The sequence below is a fragment of the Pseudomonas halotolerans genome, from assembly GCF_039581215.1.
GTDB lineage: Bacteria > Pseudomonadota > Gammaproteobacteria > Pseudomonadales > Pseudomonadaceae > Aquipseudomonas > Aquipseudomonas tehranensis.
This window is the reverse complement of record NZ_JBCNTJ010000007.1, coordinates 237879-253072: the sequence shown is the minus strand read 5'-3', so window position 1 is coordinate 253072 and position 15194 is coordinate 237879. Positions and strand designations below refer to the sequence as shown.

The following is a 15194-nucleotide window of genomic DNA, read 5'->3' as shown; positions in this document are numbered from 1 at the left end:
GGTTTAGGGTCGGCGGCGTCCCTCCTCTCTGAGCAGCGTCTGCAAGGTGTCCAGGCGCGCACCGTCGAAAGCGATGACGGTGCCCTGCTCGAACACCCGGCGCGCCAGTCCCGTCAGAACCGCACCGGGCGGCAGTTCGATCTGTAACCGCACGCCTCGCTCGTAGGCGCTTTGCACCGTGCCGCGCCAATCCACCACACGGCACATGTTGAAAGCCAGGTCCTCACGCAAGGCGTCGGTGTTCACCACGGGCCGGGCACGACTGCCGCTCAGATAACCCAAAGCGGGCGCTTTCAACGGCACCTCGGCAAACGCCTGGGCCAGTGCCCGGGCCGGGACCTCCAGCAACGGACAGTGGGACGGGACGCTTACCGCCAGCCGACACGCTTTCGCGGCGCCCTGGCTGCGTGCCTTCTCGGCGACGATGCCCATGGCCTCGTCACTGCCAGCAATGACCACCTGGTTATCGGCATTGATGTTGGCCAGGTAAACCGGCGTCATAGCGCTGTGCACCTGCGCGAGCAAGGCCTCCACTGTCGCCAGCTCAAGGCCGATGATCGCCGTCATGCCATAGCCTCGCGGATACGCCTGCTGCATCAGTTCGCCCCGCAGGCTGACCAGCCGCAATGCATCATCGAACCCCAGCGCACCGGCCACCACCGCCGCCGGGTACGCGCCGATGGACAGGCCCGCAACGTAATCCGGCGCAGGTGCCTGTTCCAGCAATTGCCGGGCTGCCGCGACCCCCGCGATCAACAGACACAGCTGCACGGCTCGGGTCGACTGCAACGCCTCGGTGCTGTCCAGCTGTCGTACGTTTTCGCCCAGCACTTCACCGGCCTGTTCCAGCAGTTGCGGCGACACGCCCTGGAGCATGCCCGCCCGCTGCGCACCCTGGCCGGGGAATACCAAAAGGCTGCTCACGCCACTTGCTCCAGCGACGGTTGCCACGGATCGGTCACCAGACGCGCCTGACGATTATCCTTGAGCAACACCCGTCGCGCCGAGCCGGCCCACTCGCGCAGGGCAACAGCGCCGAAGGGGGTTTGCAGTTGCATATCCACGGCGCACGTCGAACCGTCCAGTTGTGCCAACAAATCCCGGGCCTCAATACGATCCAGCGGCTGCGGTGCGCGCAGGATCAAGTCCAGATCGCTGCGTGCATGCAGCGCCTCGATGCCACTGGCCAGTTCAAACCCGGCGCTGCCGCTGACGCCCCAGATCCAGGCGCTGGCATCCAACATCGGTCGCAATTGCGCGAGCGCCTGCAACGCCGGCACGTCACGGCGCAATGCGACATGGCAAAGCTCCTCGGGGCGCACCCGGCGCTGGATCGCCGCCACCGGCATCGACGCGGCGTAACGCTGCTCCCGCGAGACGCCCCGCACACCCACGGCAATGTGTCCCGGTGCGGTGATCGCCCGCCGCACCACCACCGGTTGCCCAAGGCTGAGGGACTCAATGACCCACGCTGGCGCATCCGCAGGCAGCGGCTGTGGCGTCATTCCCCACAGCAGGTCGTGAGCCAGGAACGTGCTCACCACTGGGCTCTCAACAATTGGCGAACGGTGCTGGAGGCCGCACGATGCGTCGCCCCGAGGCGGCTGCTCAAGTCCCGAGGCGCGTCTGCCACTTCGTTGATCGCCTGTTGCAGACAATCTCTGACCCGTGCCAGATCCGCCGCGTTTGGCTGTTCAATCTGCTCCACCGACAGGGTTTCCCACAGCAAACCGAGGCTGGCGAAACTGTCGATGTCATAAGCCATCGGCGGCACGCTGGCGGCCAGGGCTTCGAGTTCTTCAACGCTGCGCAGGGTCACCCGCGCCGCCGAGGCCTTGCCCATGGCGTGGACCATCACGCCCGGGTCGCGCAAGGCGATCAACCGATTGGCCTGATAGCCGTGGGCCAGAAATGCCCCGGACATGGCCTTGCCCACCAGCAAACCGATCACCGGATGCCCAGCCAGCCGCGCTCGGGCATAACTGTCCGCCGCACCGGCCAAGGCCTGATGAATGCCGAGGGCTTCTTCGCGACGACCGTAGGCCTGGCTCGGCACATCGACGATGGCAATCAGCGCGCGCTTGTGGGGGGCATCGCGGTCGGCATCGATAGCCTCGTCCACGGCTTTGGCCAGGCCCCAACCTTCGAGCAAACCGACTTCGCCGTTGCGAGCACGGGGAAAGCGACTGTCGGGATCCGCCACCACCGCCAGCAGGCGCACGTTTTGCTCGCCCAGGATGACGTCAGCAACTTTCAACGAAGCAGGCAAGCCTTCCAATGGTTTGGCGTTGCCACTCAAGGCCTCGAACCAGCGCAAGCCTCTCAATGAATACGAGCTCATCGGCGTTCTCCCTGATACAGCTGGCGAACCGCAGCCGGTTCGATTTGCACTTCAGTGTCCAGTCGAGCCAAACGTTGCAGGAACACCTCGGCCTGACCGCTGCGGTGCTGGGCGGGTACGCCCAAGTGCAACAACTGGCTGACGTGCTCGCGGATCTGCGTCACGTCATCGGCCACATAGCGGTCCACCAACCCGGTGGCGAAGCGTTGCTCACCGCCGGTCAAGCTCCAGATAAACGGCCGATCCCGGGAATCATATTCATCGATCCCGGCTTCTTGCTCGATCACTTGCGGGCCGTTCAGGCCCAGCCGCGCTTCCTGGGTCACCAGCAGGTAACTGCACAGCCCGGCGGCGATGGACATGCCGCCAAAACAACCGACGCTGCCGGCCACCACGCCCACCACCGGCTGATACTGGCGCAGATCGACAATCGCCGAATGAATCTCGGCAATCGCCGCCAGCCCCAAATTGGCCTCCTGCAGACGCACGCCGCCGGTTTCCAACAGCAATACGGCGCGGGTCGGGATGCCTTTGCGGTTGTCCTCGGCGGCCAGCTCCAGCGCTCCGGCAATCTTCGCCCCGCCGACTTCGCCAAGGCTGCCGCCCTGGAACGCGCCTTCGATGGCCGCGATCACCACTGGCAAGCCATCGAGCAAGCCTTTGCCGATCACCACGCCGTCGTCGCTTTGCGGCACCACGCCCTGGCGCAGTAGCCAAGGCGACATGATTCGCTGGAAGGGGTCGAGCAGTTCACGGAACGAACCGTTATCCAGCAAGGCTTTGGCCCGTTGCCGGGCACCCAGCTCGACGAAGCTGTGTTTGTTGAGCAACGCTGCGCTGTCAGTCATGGCCGATCTCCTCGAAGCCTTGTTCCAGGCGCAAACGCACCACGCCGGGGGTGGCGCCGAAATCGTGGATGTCGATAGACAGGGCCGGCGGTGTCTGGCCGTCGAACATGCGTGCGAACAGGTGCTGCCAGCGTTGTTCGCTGCCGTTGACCGAGGTCTGCACCTGGATGGTCAACTTGCCCGCCAGGCCCGGCTCGATCAGCACTTCCAGGTCACCCGAGCCGACACAGCCCACCAGCGCCCGGCCCCGCGGCGGCTGCCCGGCGGGAAATTCAAAGGATAAGGTTTGCATCAGCACACTCCTGGGAAGAGGCCATCGCCGCGCTCGACTCGGTCAAGGAACAGGCAGGCGGCGAGCAAATCGGCAGCGCCGCCGGGCGAGGCGTTCATGGCAATCAATTGTTGGTCCAACGCATGCAACTGGCGACGACCGCCCAGGCTGGCGCTGCCGCCCGCGTCGAGCACCGCTTTGGCGCCGTGCTGCATGGCCAGCAAGCCCGGTTCGCCGGCGCGGTAGAGCACGCAGGTATCGGCCAACGTCGTCATGATCGCCAGCAAGGCATCGAGCCGGGCATTCTGTTCGCCCACCCCCGCCGCGCGACTGCGCTTGAGTTGTGGCAGGCCCAGGCCGGTGACGGCCGGGAATGCCAGCTGTGCCTCTTCCCGGGCGCCGCGCACGCCGTAGCGTTGGGCCACTTGAGCACCATGGCTGAAGGGTTTGGGTGCGTAGCGATCTTCCAGCAAGGCCAGGCGAGCGGCCCTCAAAGCAACGGCGCCGGGGGCGCTGGATTCAGGTGCCAGCGCCATAGCAGCGACCAGCAGGCCCAAAGCCCAGATCGCGCCACGGTGGGTGTTCACGCCGTCGGTGGTAGCGAGCATCGCCGCTTCCCCCTCACGGCCGATCCGCCCAAGGGCTTCACGCAACGGCAAGCCGATTTCGCCGTATTCAAGGGCGGCGTCGGCCATTTCCTTGAATGCCGGCCACAGCGACAATGCCGAAGCGTGCATCAGACCCAGGTGCAGGTCGGTGTGGGCGCCATTGCCGCGCCGATCCACCAGAGCCGGTTTGGGTGACAGGTCGGCTTCGTCGATCAGTGCGTCCACCGCCATGTCGGCCAGACGCTCGGCCAGAGACAGACTTTCAGGTTGCAGGTTGAAGGCGTGCATTTACCAACTCCTGAACTTGGCGGGCGGGTTGTATAGGCCACCGGACCACTCCACCAGATCGGCCACGCTCTTGGCGGCGAGCAACTCGCGGGTGGCATCGGTGCGACGGATGCCGAGGTCTTCGGGCAAGGCAATCAAGCCTTCGCGGCGCATGCGAGCAGTGTCTTTGGGGTTGTGGCGCAAGCCGATGGCAGTAACCCCAGCCACGGCTGCAATCATTGCCTGACGCTCTTCCAGCGAACGGGCCTTGTACAGGTAGGCGATGCCTTCTTCGGTGAGCAAGTGGGTGACGTCGTCGCCGTAGATCATGATCGGCGCCAGGGGCATGCCGGCTTTTTTCGCCACCTCCACCGCGTCGAGGGTTTCGACGAAGGTGGGTTTGCCGCCCTCCTGGAAGGTCTCGACCATCTGCACCACCAGCTTCTTGCCGCGCTCAAGCAGCGGCGCCTCACCATCACCGTGGCGCATATCAAGCCAGGCCGGCGTGCCGTGACGGCGACCGCGCGGGTCGTGGCCCATGTTCGGCGCACCGCCAAAGCCGGCCAAGCGGCCACGGGTAACCGTCGAGGAATGGCCGTCGCCGTCCACCTGCAAAGTGGCGCCGATGAACAGGTCCACCGCGTATTGCCCAGCCAGTTGGCAGACCATACGATTGGAGCGCAGCGAACCGTCATGACCGGTGAAGAACACGTCCGGCCGCGCGGCGATGTAGTTTTCCATGCCCAGTTCGGTGCCAAAGCAATGCACGCTTTCGACCCAGCCGCTTTCGATGGCCGGGATCAGGGTTGGATGGGGGTTGAGGGTCCAGTTACGGCAGATCTTGCCCTTCAAACCAAGGGACTCGCCATAGGTCGGCAGGATCAGCTCAATAGCGGCGGTGTTGAAGCCAATGCCGTGATTGAGCGACTGGACGTTGTGTTTCTCGTAGATCCCGCGGATCGCCATCATCGCCATCAACACATGCACCGGCTTGATGTGACGCGGGTCGCGGGTGAACAGCGGTTCGATGTAGAACGGCTTGTCGGCCACCACCACAAAATCGACCCAGGATGCAGGGATATCCACGCGCGGCAGGTCGCTGACGTCGTCCACCAACTGGTTGACCTGAACGATGACAATCCCGTCGCTGAACGCCGCCGGCTCAATCAGCGCGGGGGTGTCTTCGGTACTGGGGCCGGTGTAGATATTGCCAGCACGGTCGGCCATGAACCCGGCCGAGAGCACCACGTTGGGAATCAGGTCCACCACCAGCCGTGCATAAAGTTCGATGTAAGTGTGGATCGCACCGACTTCCAGCAGCCCGTCTTCCAGCAGTTGGCTGATGCGCAGGCTCTGGGTGCCGGCGAAGGAAAAATCCAGCTTGCGGGCAATGCCGCGTTCGAACAGATCCAGGTGCTCGGAGCGGCCGACGCTGGGCATGATCATGTGCAAATCGTGCAACTTCGAAGGGTCGGCTTTCGCCAGGGAACGCGACAGAAAATCCGCCTGTTTCTGGTTATTGCCTTCCAGCACCACGCGGTCGCCCGGCAGGATCAACGCTTCCAGCGCCGCAACGATTTTGTCGGTGGGCAACACCACACCGTCGGCAAGCCCCTTCACCAGCTCGAGACGCCGCTGCTTTTCGCAACGCCGCCGCGTCCAGCGCGAGTCGGGGGATATTGTTGTTGTCATGACCACTCCACGGGTTCGCTGTCGTGGGGGTCACATTAGGAGTGTTGTGACGAAGGCATCAATCAAGCTCGCTGGCGGATCGTTACGCCTGGAGTAATGATCACCAGATCCGGCTCGACACCGCCCATGTGGCGAGGGAGCTTGCTCCCGCTGGCCTGCAAAGCAGGCCCCGGCACTTTTCAAGCAGACCGCATTACCAGGTTTGCGGCTGCTACGCAGCCGAGCGGGAGCAAGCTCCCTCGCCACGGGGTTATTCGGCGCAATGATGACCAGTGTGGGAGCGAGCCTGCTCGCGATAGCGGTGGATCAGTCAGCATCGAGGTGGAGGTGCTGTCCCATCGCGAGCAAGCTCGCTCCCACAGGTATCGTGCCCGTCTCAGGTGTTTACCAGCCCGGTCGCCACCACCAACTCCTCCAACGCCAACAAATCCGGCACTTTCGCCACATGTTCCCCCACTTGCACCGCCGCCTGTTCCAACCCGCACAGCGGCACGTCGACGTAGCTCAGTTGGGTGTCGAGCTTGTAGGAGCGCGGAATGCCTTGCACCAGCAGCGCAATAAACCTCAGCTCTGGCCGTCCGCCCAGGGCGTTGAGTACGACAATGCGTACCCGCTCGCCAATGACGGTTTTCTGGCCACAGGCCGACTCGAAGCTCAGGAGTGGGATTTTCCGTTCGCGCCAACTCACCCAACCCAGGAACCACGGCGGGGTGTCCATATCGAACGCGCTGCTCTGGTAGTCGATCAGCTCGGCCACGGCCACGTTGGGCAAAATCAGGTGCCGGTCGGCCAGTGGCAGCAGCAGCCCGGTGATGTGCCCGGTGCGCGGGTGAAGGTCATGCATGGGTTTTGCTCCAGCGAGCGATGCTGTCGAGCAGCACCGATTCCTGGTACGGCTTGCCCAGGTAGTCGTTGACGCCAATAGCCATGGCGCGGTCGCGGTGTTTCTGGCCCGTGCGGGAGGTGATCATAATGATCGGCAGGTGGGCCAGGCGCGGGTCATCGCGCACTTGCGTGGCCACTTCGAAGCCGTCCATGCGCGGCATTTCGATGTCCAGCAACATCAGATCGGGGGCGTGTTCGGCCAGCAGCGCCATGGCATCCACGCCGTCCTTGGCGGTGAGCACGTGCATGCCGTGGCGCTCCAGCAGGCGGCTGGTGACCTTGCGGACCGTCACCGAGTCGTCCACCACCAGCACCAGCAATGGTCGCGGGTGCTCGCCCTCGCCTTGCGTCGCTGCCGGCCGGCGTGGGACCTGATGGGGCAAGGCGCGAATCGGCACCAGCAGGTCGAGAATCAACACCACCCGGCCGTCCCCCAGGATCGTCGCCCCCGACAAGCCTTGCACCGCCGAGAATTGTGGGCCGAGGCTCTTGACCACAATCTCCCGGGTCCCGGCAGTAGCGTCCACCTGCACCGCGATATGTCGCTCGTTGCATTGCATCAGCAGCACCGGCAACGGCTGGCTCTGACCCAGCAGTTTGGGGCGGACGCCGGTTTTCAGCAGCTCGCCCAGGTAGCACAGCTCATAGCGTTGCCCGGCGTAGGTGTAGCTCGGCGGGTCGAGTTGGTAATAGCCGTCCAGTTCAGCGGGCAACACTCGGACGATACTTTCGATGGTGTTCAGCGGAATCGCGTACTGGTCTTCGTGACAATGCACCATCAACGCCCGATTCACCGCCACGGTAAATGGCAGGCGAATGCGGAAATGCACGCCCTGCCCCGGCGTGGAATCGATGGTCATGCTGCCGCCCAACTGCCGCACCTCTTCGTGGACCACGTCCATGCCGACGCCACGCCCGGAGATCTGGGTGATTTTTTCGGCGGTGGAAAAGCCCGGCTGCAAGATGAATTGCAGCACGTCGCGGTCGCTGATATCGCTGTCCGGCGCCAGCAGGCCACGCTTGATCGCCTTGCTGCGCACCGCCTCCAGCGGCACTCCGGCGCCGTCGTCACGGATGTCGAAAATGATGTCGCCGCCTTCCCGCGACAGATCGAGGCTGATGCGCCCTCTCGCCGGCTTGCCAGCGGCGAGGCGTACGTCGGCCGGTTCCAGACCGTGGTCGACGGCGTTGCGCAGCATGTGCTCCAGGGGCGCGGCCATACGTTCCAGGACGTTACGGTCCATCTCGCCGTCGGCATTGCCGACCACGAACTCCACGTCCTTGCCCAGTTCCTGCGCCACTTGCCGGACGATGCGCTTGAGCCGCGGCAGCATGCGCTCGAACGGCACCATGCGCGTGCGCATCAGGCCTTCCTGGAGCTCGGTGTTGATGCGCCCCTGCTGTTGCAGCAGGTTCTCAGCGTCGTGATTGCTGCGATCGAGGGTCTCCTTAAGATCGAGCAGGTCCGAGGCCGATTCGAACAGCGCCCGGGACAATTGCTGCAACTGGGAATGCCGGTCCATCTCCAGCGGGTCGAACTCTTCGTAGCCCAGGCGCTCGGCCTCGACCTGCTGACGACTGAGGATCCGGCCCTGGGTTTCGGTATCAAGACGACGCAACTGGTCGCGCATGCGTTCAATGGTGGTTTCCATTTCACCCAGGGCCACGCGGGCGTCGTTGACCTGCTGTTCGATACGCCCTCGGAAAATCGAGGTTTCCCCGGCCAGGTTCACCAGATCATCGAGCAGTTCGGCGGAGACCTTGACCATGTCCGCGCCGTCGCTCGGGGCGCCAGCGTCAGGTCTTGCGGGCGCAGGCGACGGCGCCTGGGCCGGTTCCAGCACCGCGACGGTCTTAGGCTCCTCGCTGTCCTGCGGATGATTCACCGCCTGGATCTGCGCGATCAGCCGGTCGGCTAGCGGACACGGGTGGCCGGCGCGTACCGCATCGAGCATCTGCGCCAGCCGGTCATGACTGCTTTGCAGCAAGGCGAACAGCGCCGCAGTCGGCTGGAGCAACCCTGCCGACAGGCCTTCATAAAGGTTTTCCAGCTCGTGGGCGAGGTCGCCGATGGGGACGATTTCCACCATCCGCGCGCCACCCTTGAGGGTGTGCAAATCGCGCAACAGCGTTTCCAGGGCCTGGCGGTTCGACGGTTCGTCCTGCCAGCGCAGCAACGCCGAGCCTGCGCTGTCGAGAATGTCGAAACCTTCTTCAAGAAAGATTTCCAGCAATTCAGGATCATGCCCGGCCACGTCGCCGGAGGGTGATCCACCCGTCTCGATTGCGTTCGGTTTGTCCTGACGGAACCGGCGAATAGCGTCGATCAGCGCAACGGGATCGCCCAACGGCTGGCCCTGCTGCAGCTGCCCGAGCAACAGGTCGAGGCGTTCGTGGCTGCTGCTGAGCAGTTGCTCCAGTTCCTCGCTGAGGCTGTAACGGCGGTCGACCAGCCCTTCGTAGAGATTTTCCAGCTCCTGGGCGAGATCGCTCACCGGCCGGATATCGGCCATTCGCGCGCCACCTTTGAGGGTGTGCAGGTCCCGTTGCAACGAGGACAGCGGCGCGGCGTTGTCCGGGTCGGCCAGCCATCGTTGCAGGGCCTGGGCGGCGCTTTCGAGGATGTCCTGCGCCTCTTCGAGGAAGATCGAGGCAATGTCGTCGTCCACTGAGGTCTCAGCAGGGGCGTTGCGCTCCAGTTCCGCGGTCGCGTGCCCCAGTTCGCGGATGCTCAGGGTGCGACTGCCATCGCTGCGGATCAGGCCGGTGGCGTTTGGATCAAGGCTATTGTGGAGCAAGCCGTGCAGGGCCTGCACCCGTTCGGGCTGTGCATGCACATGTTGCCCGGCGGCCAGTTCATCGAGCATGTCGATCAGGGCTTCATGGGCGCGCTGGGCCTCCTGGAAAAATACGTCGCTGACCGCCAGGCTGCTTTCTTCCACTGCGCCATAGAGGTCGAGCAAGGCCTCGCAGAGCTCGTCAACCGGGTGCAGGTCGGCCAGGTGGGCGCCTTCGCCGAGGGTGGTCAGTTCGTCCAGCAATGCACTGAGTTCCTGGCCTTCGCCGGGGTGCTGCTGCCAACGGCGCAACAGATTTTCGGCGTCGAGCAGGATGTCCATGCCCTGGGCGAGGAAGTTGTTGATCAGTTGTGGATCGCGCTTGGTCCGCAGGCCTTTGTCCGGCGCGCTGAGGGCTGTTTGCAGGCGCTCAGCCAGCAGCGTTTGGGTTCGCTGGATCAGCGCTTCGGCGCCGGGAATCGGCGCCAAGGGCTCACCGTGCAACTGACGCAAGCCCAGACGCAACAGGCCCTCGGCCTCCAGCAGCAATTCAATTTCATCAAGATCGAGGGCGATCAGGTGCGCCTTGTATTCCCGGGCCAACTGGTCCATCGCGCCGGCCAGCTCGGCAATCGGCACCACGCCGGCCATTGATGCGCTGCCCTTGAGGGTATGCAAGGCTCGCTGCAATTCGTCGTTGGCCTGCAACGGCAGCTGTTCGGCGGCCTGGTCGAGAAAGCGATTGAGGCTGGCAAGATGACCCTGGGCTTCATTGTCGAATATCTTCAGCAACAACGGGTCGAGGGCGGCGACATCCTGTGCATCTTCATCGTCGTCGCTGCCCTTGGCCAGCGCATGGGCACGCGCGGCCAGACGGTCGACATCGTCGCGCTGACGCTGGCGGTTATCGGCAAACTCGCTTACCAGGGCCGGTAGCAACTGCACCGTGTCATCCAACAACTGGCGGACCGCAGCACTTGGCTCAACGCTGCGTTCCAGCACCCGGTTGAGCAGGTTTTCCACGGCCCAGGCCAGCTCACCCAAAACCAGTGCCCGCACCATCCGACCGCTGCCTTTGAGGGTATGGAAGGCCCGACGCAATTCGGCCAGAGCGCCATGGTCGTCAGGGTGAGCAGCCCAGCGCGGCAAATACTCGCGCAGAACATCGAGCACCTCGTCGGTTTCTTCAAGAAAGACCTCGCGCAGCTCGTCGTCCACCGGATGCTCGTCCGGCGGCGGTGGCAGCAGGCTACCCGGCGTACTCCTGGCCGGCGGGTTGACCGCCGAGACCGGGCTGGCCAGCACTTGGGCCAAGGACTGCACCGTCTGCGGGTCGTCGAGCTCCTGCAAGTCCTGCATGACCTGAGCCTCGTTAGGGCTCAGCACATCGTCAAGCAACGGTACACGGGCTTCGTCGGGGTAATAACCGAGGGCCTCCAGGCTGTGCTCGACCACGTCCAACAAGGGCTCGCCGGGGGTTTGCGGATCATCGCTCAAACGCTCCAGATAGTATTCCAGGCCAGTGATGACGTCGGCCAGGTGATCGAGCTCTTCCCAGCCCGGCTGCGCACGGTCCAACAGCAGATGCTCACGAATGAAACCATTGCACGCTTCCACAAGGCTGGCGGCGCGGCCCAGGGGAATCATCGCCAGCGCACCGCGCACTTGGGTCAGCAAGGCCGGCAGCGCTCGCAGTTGTTCGCTGTTCCAGTCGGCGTCGATGTAGTCGACGATCATGTCCTTGGCCTGTTGCAGGCAGGTGTGGGCTTCCTTGATGACAATCTGGTGGATCTGGGTCAGGTCGGTGGTGGGCAGGCGGCTGTCTTCAGGGCTCTCGGGCTCGACGGTGCCGACCATGCCGGCCAGGGTGGCCTCCACGTAGAGCAAGGCCCCGGCGACATCCATGAGCGTCGCGTCATCCGGCTCACGATGACCTTGGGCGAGGCTCAGGACCACCGCCAATTGATCGATGATCACTTTTCGCGGCTGACCAAAGCCGAGCACCGCCAGGGTGTCGGCGATCTGTCGCAGGGGTGCCAGCAGGCTGTCCAGCTCCGAGGCGTGCTGGCGGTCACTGCGCACGAACAGGTCGAGCCGCTCCTTGACCCGCACCAGCTCTTCGCAGAGCGCGGCGAGCACCGAGCGCATGGCATCGCGGTCCGGTCCGGCCAGACGCGCGCGTTCTTCCTCGACCGTGGCGCTGTCGGGCAGCGCGTCGTCCAGTGAGTAGCGTTCTTTCATGATCTGCATCTGCCCGCTGGGATGTTCGGCCTTGGCAATATAGAACAACAAACTGGTTAGCAACTGTGGCGGCGCCGGTTGATTAATGCCTTGCATGCCCTGCTCCAACAGTCGCTTGAGCTCCTTGTCCGCTTCTTTGAACAGGCTGCGCAACGCCGGACTATTGGCGATACGCCCCTCGCGCATGCCTTCGACCAGCGCCGAGGCCACCTGCCACAACGCGTTGAGCGGTGCTGCGCCGCACAGCCCTTCCAAGCGATGAAAGACCTTGGCCAGGTAGCCGAGATGGGTGGCATCGTCCTGTTCGCGCAACAGGCCCACGAGGGCCATTTGCAGGGTTTGGCGCAGTTTGCGCAAAGTGGTTGGCAGGTCCGGCGGCTCGAGGCGCTTCAAGGCCTCGTCGCTCAGTGGCGCGATCTGCGGCAACTCAGGACTGAACAGGCTGGTCTGCGACAACAGGCCCTCGCCCCGGGCGCTGCGCAAATCATTGATCAATGGCAGCACCACCAACGGCAGGTCACGACGCGCGCCTTGTATGCGGTCCAGATAGATCGGCAGCTGCCCAAGGGCCTGGCTCAACAAGCTGATGGCTTCATCGCGATGGACGACGCGGTTGCCCTGCAGGGCGACGCACAGCTGTTCCATCTCCTCGGCCAGCAACGCCGCACCATAGAACTCGACCATTTGCAGGCCACCGTGCACCTGATGAATGCACGCCAGGCAATGCGCAAGGGCATCCGCCGCCTGCGGGTCGTCCACCAGGCGATTGAGCGCCAGATGGGCCTGCTTCAGCGTTTCGGCAATCTCGCCCTTGACCCACTCCAGGGCCACATAGTCGTGCCGATCACCCATAACCACTCCAAATCAACAGTCTAAGACGCAGGAACATCAGCCCTTGTGGCGAGGGGATTTATCCCCGCTGGGCTGCGAAGCGGCCCCCTGCAATGCAGAATCCAACATCTATGTCCCAGACTGGCTATTTTGGGACTGCTTCGCAGTCCAGCGGGGATAAATCCCCTCGCCACAAAAGCTTCCTCGCCACATGACCCTTCTCAATATGCAGATCCGGCCAGTCATTCCTTGTCCTCATCCGCCGCAGGCGCCGCCGGCAAAGTAAACCCCGACACCGAACGACGCAGCTGACTGGCCATTTTCGCCAGGTTGCCGATGCTTTCGGCGGTGGCGGTGGATCCGGACGAGGTCTGGGTGGTGATTTGCTGGATCACGTTCATCGTCAAGGAAATCTGCCCCGCCGAGGTGGTCTGTTGCTGCGCCGCATTGGAGATGCTCTGGATCAGCGCCGCCAGGGTCTTGGACACGCCTTCGATCTCCTCCAGGGCCACCCCTGCATCCTGGGCCAACCGGGCACCGCGCACCACTTCGGTGGTGGTCTGCTCCATGGAAATCACCGCTTCGTTGGTGTCAGCCTGGATCGCCCGCACCAGGGTCTCGATCTGCCGGGTCGCCGCCGAAGAGCGCTCCGCCAAGCGCTGCACTTCATCGGCCACCACCGCGAACCCGCGCCCGGCATCACCGGCCATGGACGCCTGGATGGCGGCGTTGAGGGCCAGGATGTTGGTCTGGTCGGCAATGTCATCGATCAGGCTGACAATGTCACCGATTTCCTGGGACGACTCACCCAGGCGCTTGATGCGCTTGGCGGTGTCCTGAATCTGCTCGCGAATATTGTCCATGCCATGAATGGTGTTGTGCACCACCTCGTTGCCCTTGTTGGCGATCTCCACGGAGCGCTCGGCCACCGCCGACGACTCGGCGGCATTGGCCGAGACCTGATCGATGGACTGGGCCATTTCATTAATTGAAGTCGAAGCTTCGGATATCTGCTGGGCCTGATGCTCGGAAGCTTGCGCCAAGTGCATCGCCGTGGCCTGGGTTTCCTGCACCGCTGCGGCGACCTGGCCGGCGGTAAGGTTGATGGTGGCCACCAGGTCACGCAGTTGGTCCACCGAATAGTTGATGGAATCGGCGATGGTGCCGGTGAAGTCTTCGGTCACCGAGGCGGTGACGGTCAGGTCGCCATCGGCCAGGTCTTCGATCTCGTCCAGCAGGCGCATGATCGCGTTCTGGTTGCGCTCGTTCTTTTCTGCGGTTTCACGCAACTGACGGTTGGTTTCGCGGACCATCACCAGCCCGATCAGGATGATCGACATCAGCGCCAACAGGCCCAGTACATAGCCGCCAATGGCGTTTACAGAACGCCCGCCAGCAAGGTTTTCGAACGCGGTGGCCAAGTGCGAGGCTTCGTCCAGCAAGGTTTGCGACAGATTGAAGATGTTGCCTGCCGATTCGCGGACCTTGAACAGCTCAGGAGAGGTTTCGAGGATTTCGTCCACCGAGCCCGAGACGAATTCGAAGAGTTCGCTGATCTCACTCAGGCGGGCCCGGGCATCGCGGTCCTGGACCTGGGAAATCTTCAAGGCCGGGTCCCCTTGCGACATGCCATTGAGCACTTGACCAAAACGTGCGGCATCGCGGCCAAAGGTGTCAGCGGCCTGGCTGGCGTTTTCATCTCCCGCCAGCACGGTGTTCACCGCCCCGAGGATCCGCTCGGCCAGCAGCGACTGGCGCTGGGCCATGGCGACCTGCGGGGCGGGCGCGCCGCGCTGCAGGAGGATTTCGACAACTTTTTCGTACTCGACCTGCAATTGCGGCACGGTTTCGGCGAGGGTCGCCGCCACCTGGTGCAGCGACAGCACGGTCTGCTCGCTGGACAGGATGGCGTCCGTGTTCTTGAGCAGGCGTTCCCAGTCCAACTGTACGGCACGCATCTGCGGGCGCAGGGCAGCAGGCGCCGGTGGCAGGCCGGTCACCGGGTCGCCCTGCTTCAGGTAGCCCCAACGCTGGGCGAAATCATTGCGTGCCTCGCTCAGCAACTTGAACGCCGCGGGCTTGCCGGCGGCAGCCTCAGTGGCGTTCTTGGCAATTCGCTGGGACAGCACCCGCAACTCACCGGCGTGGCCGATGTATTGCTTGTCGTAGTTGGACTGGGTGTTGAGGTAAGCGAAGTTGGCGAACAGCAGCACGATGAAGATAATCAGCGCGACGAACAGCACGATGATCTGCGAACGACTGCGCGACGCTTCCAGAGGCTTGCCTGTTTTTGCTTTGATCATCGATTTTCGCCTGTACTGCCCAGTCCAACTCTCTCACTGTGGTCCCCATGTGGGAGCGAGCTTGCTCGCGATAGCCTTGGACCAGTCAGCATTGCTCTAGCTGACCCGCCGCAATCGCGAGCAAGCTCGC

General features: G+C 63.7%; 10 protein-coding genes. All 10 read right to left on the bottom strand.

Translation table 11 applies throughout. The features are described 5' to 3' along the window. Positions 1 to 3 precede the first annotated feature (3 nt). The 10 genes from mdcH to AAIS01_RS12585 all read right to left on the bottom strand — a co-directional run bounded on the left by mdcH (position 4) and on the right by AAIS01_RS12585 (position 15064). Entirely contained in the window at positions 4 to 924 is a 921-nt protein-coding gene (gene mdcH / locus AAIS01_RS12630) for a malonate decarboxylase subunit epsilon (RefSeq protein WP_343469230.1), read from the bottom strand. Next, complete coding sequence (locus tag AAIS01_RS12625) at positions 921 to 1544, bottom strand: malonate decarboxylase holo-ACP synthase (RefSeq protein WP_343469229.1); 624 nt, start codon at positions 1542 to 1544, stop codon at positions 921 to 923. The genes mdcH and AAIS01_RS12625 overlap by 4 nt, the downstream gene beginning before the upstream one ends. Continuing rightward, positions 1538 to 2341: a biotin-independent malonate decarboxylase subunit gamma gene (mdcE, locus tag AAIS01_RS12620; protein ID WP_343469228.1), complete on the bottom strand. Its 804-nt coding sequence runs from the start codon at positions 2339 to 2341 to the stop codon at positions 1538 to 1540. The genes AAIS01_RS12625 and mdcE overlap by 7 nt, the downstream gene beginning before the upstream one ends. Then, positions 2338 to 3189, bottom strand: a complete 852-nt coding sequence (locus AAIS01_RS12615; RefSeq protein WP_343469227.1) for a biotin-independent malonate decarboxylase subunit beta — start codon at positions 3187 to 3189, stop codon at positions 2338 to 2340. Before AAIS01_RS12615 ends, mdcE begins: the two co-directional genes overlap by 4 nt. Then, positions 3182 to 3481: a malonate decarboxylase subunit delta gene (locus AAIS01_RS12610; protein WP_343469226.1), complete on the bottom strand. Its 300-nt coding sequence runs from the start codon at positions 3479 to 3481 to the stop codon at positions 3182 to 3184. The genes AAIS01_RS12615 and AAIS01_RS12610 overlap by 8 nt, the downstream gene beginning before the upstream one ends. Further along, positions 3481 to 4356 carry a triphosphoribosyl-dephospho-CoA synthase gene (locus AAIS01_RS12605; RefSeq protein ID WP_343469225.1) on the bottom strand — a complete coding sequence of 292 codons (876 nt, stop codon included), beginning with the start codon at positions 4354 to 4356 and terminating at the stop codon, positions 3481 to 3483. The genes AAIS01_RS12610 and AAIS01_RS12605 overlap by 1 nt, the downstream gene beginning before the upstream one ends. Continuing rightward, the gene (mdcA, locus tag AAIS01_RS12600; protein ID WP_343469224.1) at positions 4357 to 6027 is read right to left on the bottom strand and encodes a malonate decarboxylase subunit alpha; all 1671 of its coding nucleotides are present in this window, start codon (positions 6025 to 6027) and stop codon (positions 4357 to 4359) included. Positions 6028 to 6403: 376 nt separating this feature from the next. Then, positions 6404 to 6871, bottom strand: coding sequence for a chemotaxis protein CheW (locus AAIS01_RS12595; protein ID WP_343469223.1), 468 nt, complete (start codon positions 6869 to 6871; stop codon positions 6404 to 6406). Continuing rightward, a complete protein-coding gene (locus tag AAIS01_RS12590) occupies positions 6864 to 12782 on the bottom strand; it encodes an Hpt domain-containing protein (protein ID WP_343469222.1) in 5919 nt (1972 codons plus the stop codon). Before AAIS01_RS12590 ends, AAIS01_RS12595 begins: the two co-directional genes overlap by 8 nt. A gap of 221 nt (positions 12783 to 13003) precedes the next feature. Further along, a complete protein-coding gene (locus tag AAIS01_RS12585) occupies positions 13004 to 15064 on the bottom strand; it encodes a methyl-accepting chemotaxis protein (protein ID WP_343469221.1) in 2061 nt (686 codons plus the stop codon). Positions 15065 to 15194: the final 130 nt, after the last annotated feature.

Excerpts from the sequence above, each read along its gene's own strand:
- AAIS01_RS12605 (WP_343469225.1), bottom strand. The coding sequence starts at position 4,356 with ATGCACGCCTTCAACCTGCAACCTGAAAGTCTGTCTCTGGCCGAGCGT.
- mdcA (WP_343469224.1), bottom strand. The coding sequence starts at position 6,027 with ATGACAACAACAATATCCCCCGACTCGCGCTGGACGCGGCGGCGTTGC.
- AAIS01_RS12615 (WP_343469227.1), bottom strand. The coding sequence starts at position 3,189 with ATGACTGACAGCGCAGCGTTGCTCAACAAACACAGCTTCGTCGAGCTG.
- mdcE (WP_343469228.1), bottom strand. The coding sequence starts at position 2,341 with ATGAGCTCGTATTCATTGAGAGGCTTGCGCTGGTTCGAGGCCTTGAGT.
- AAIS01_RS12590 (WP_343469222.1), bottom strand. The coding sequence starts at position 12,782 with ATGGGTGATCGGCACGACTATGTGGCCCTGGAGTGGGTCAAGGGCGAG.
- AAIS01_RS12610 (WP_343469226.1), bottom strand. The coding sequence starts at position 3,481 with ATGCAAACCTTATCCTTTGAATTTCCCGCCGGGCAGCCGCCGCGGGGC.
- AAIS01_RS12595 (WP_343469223.1), bottom strand. The coding sequence starts at position 6,871 with ATGCATGACCTTCACCCGCGCACCGGGCACATCACCGGGCTGCTGCTG.
- AAIS01_RS12585 (WP_343469221.1), bottom strand. The coding sequence starts at position 15,064 with ATGATCAAAGCAAAAACAGGCAAGCCTCTGGAAGCGTCGCGCAGTCGT.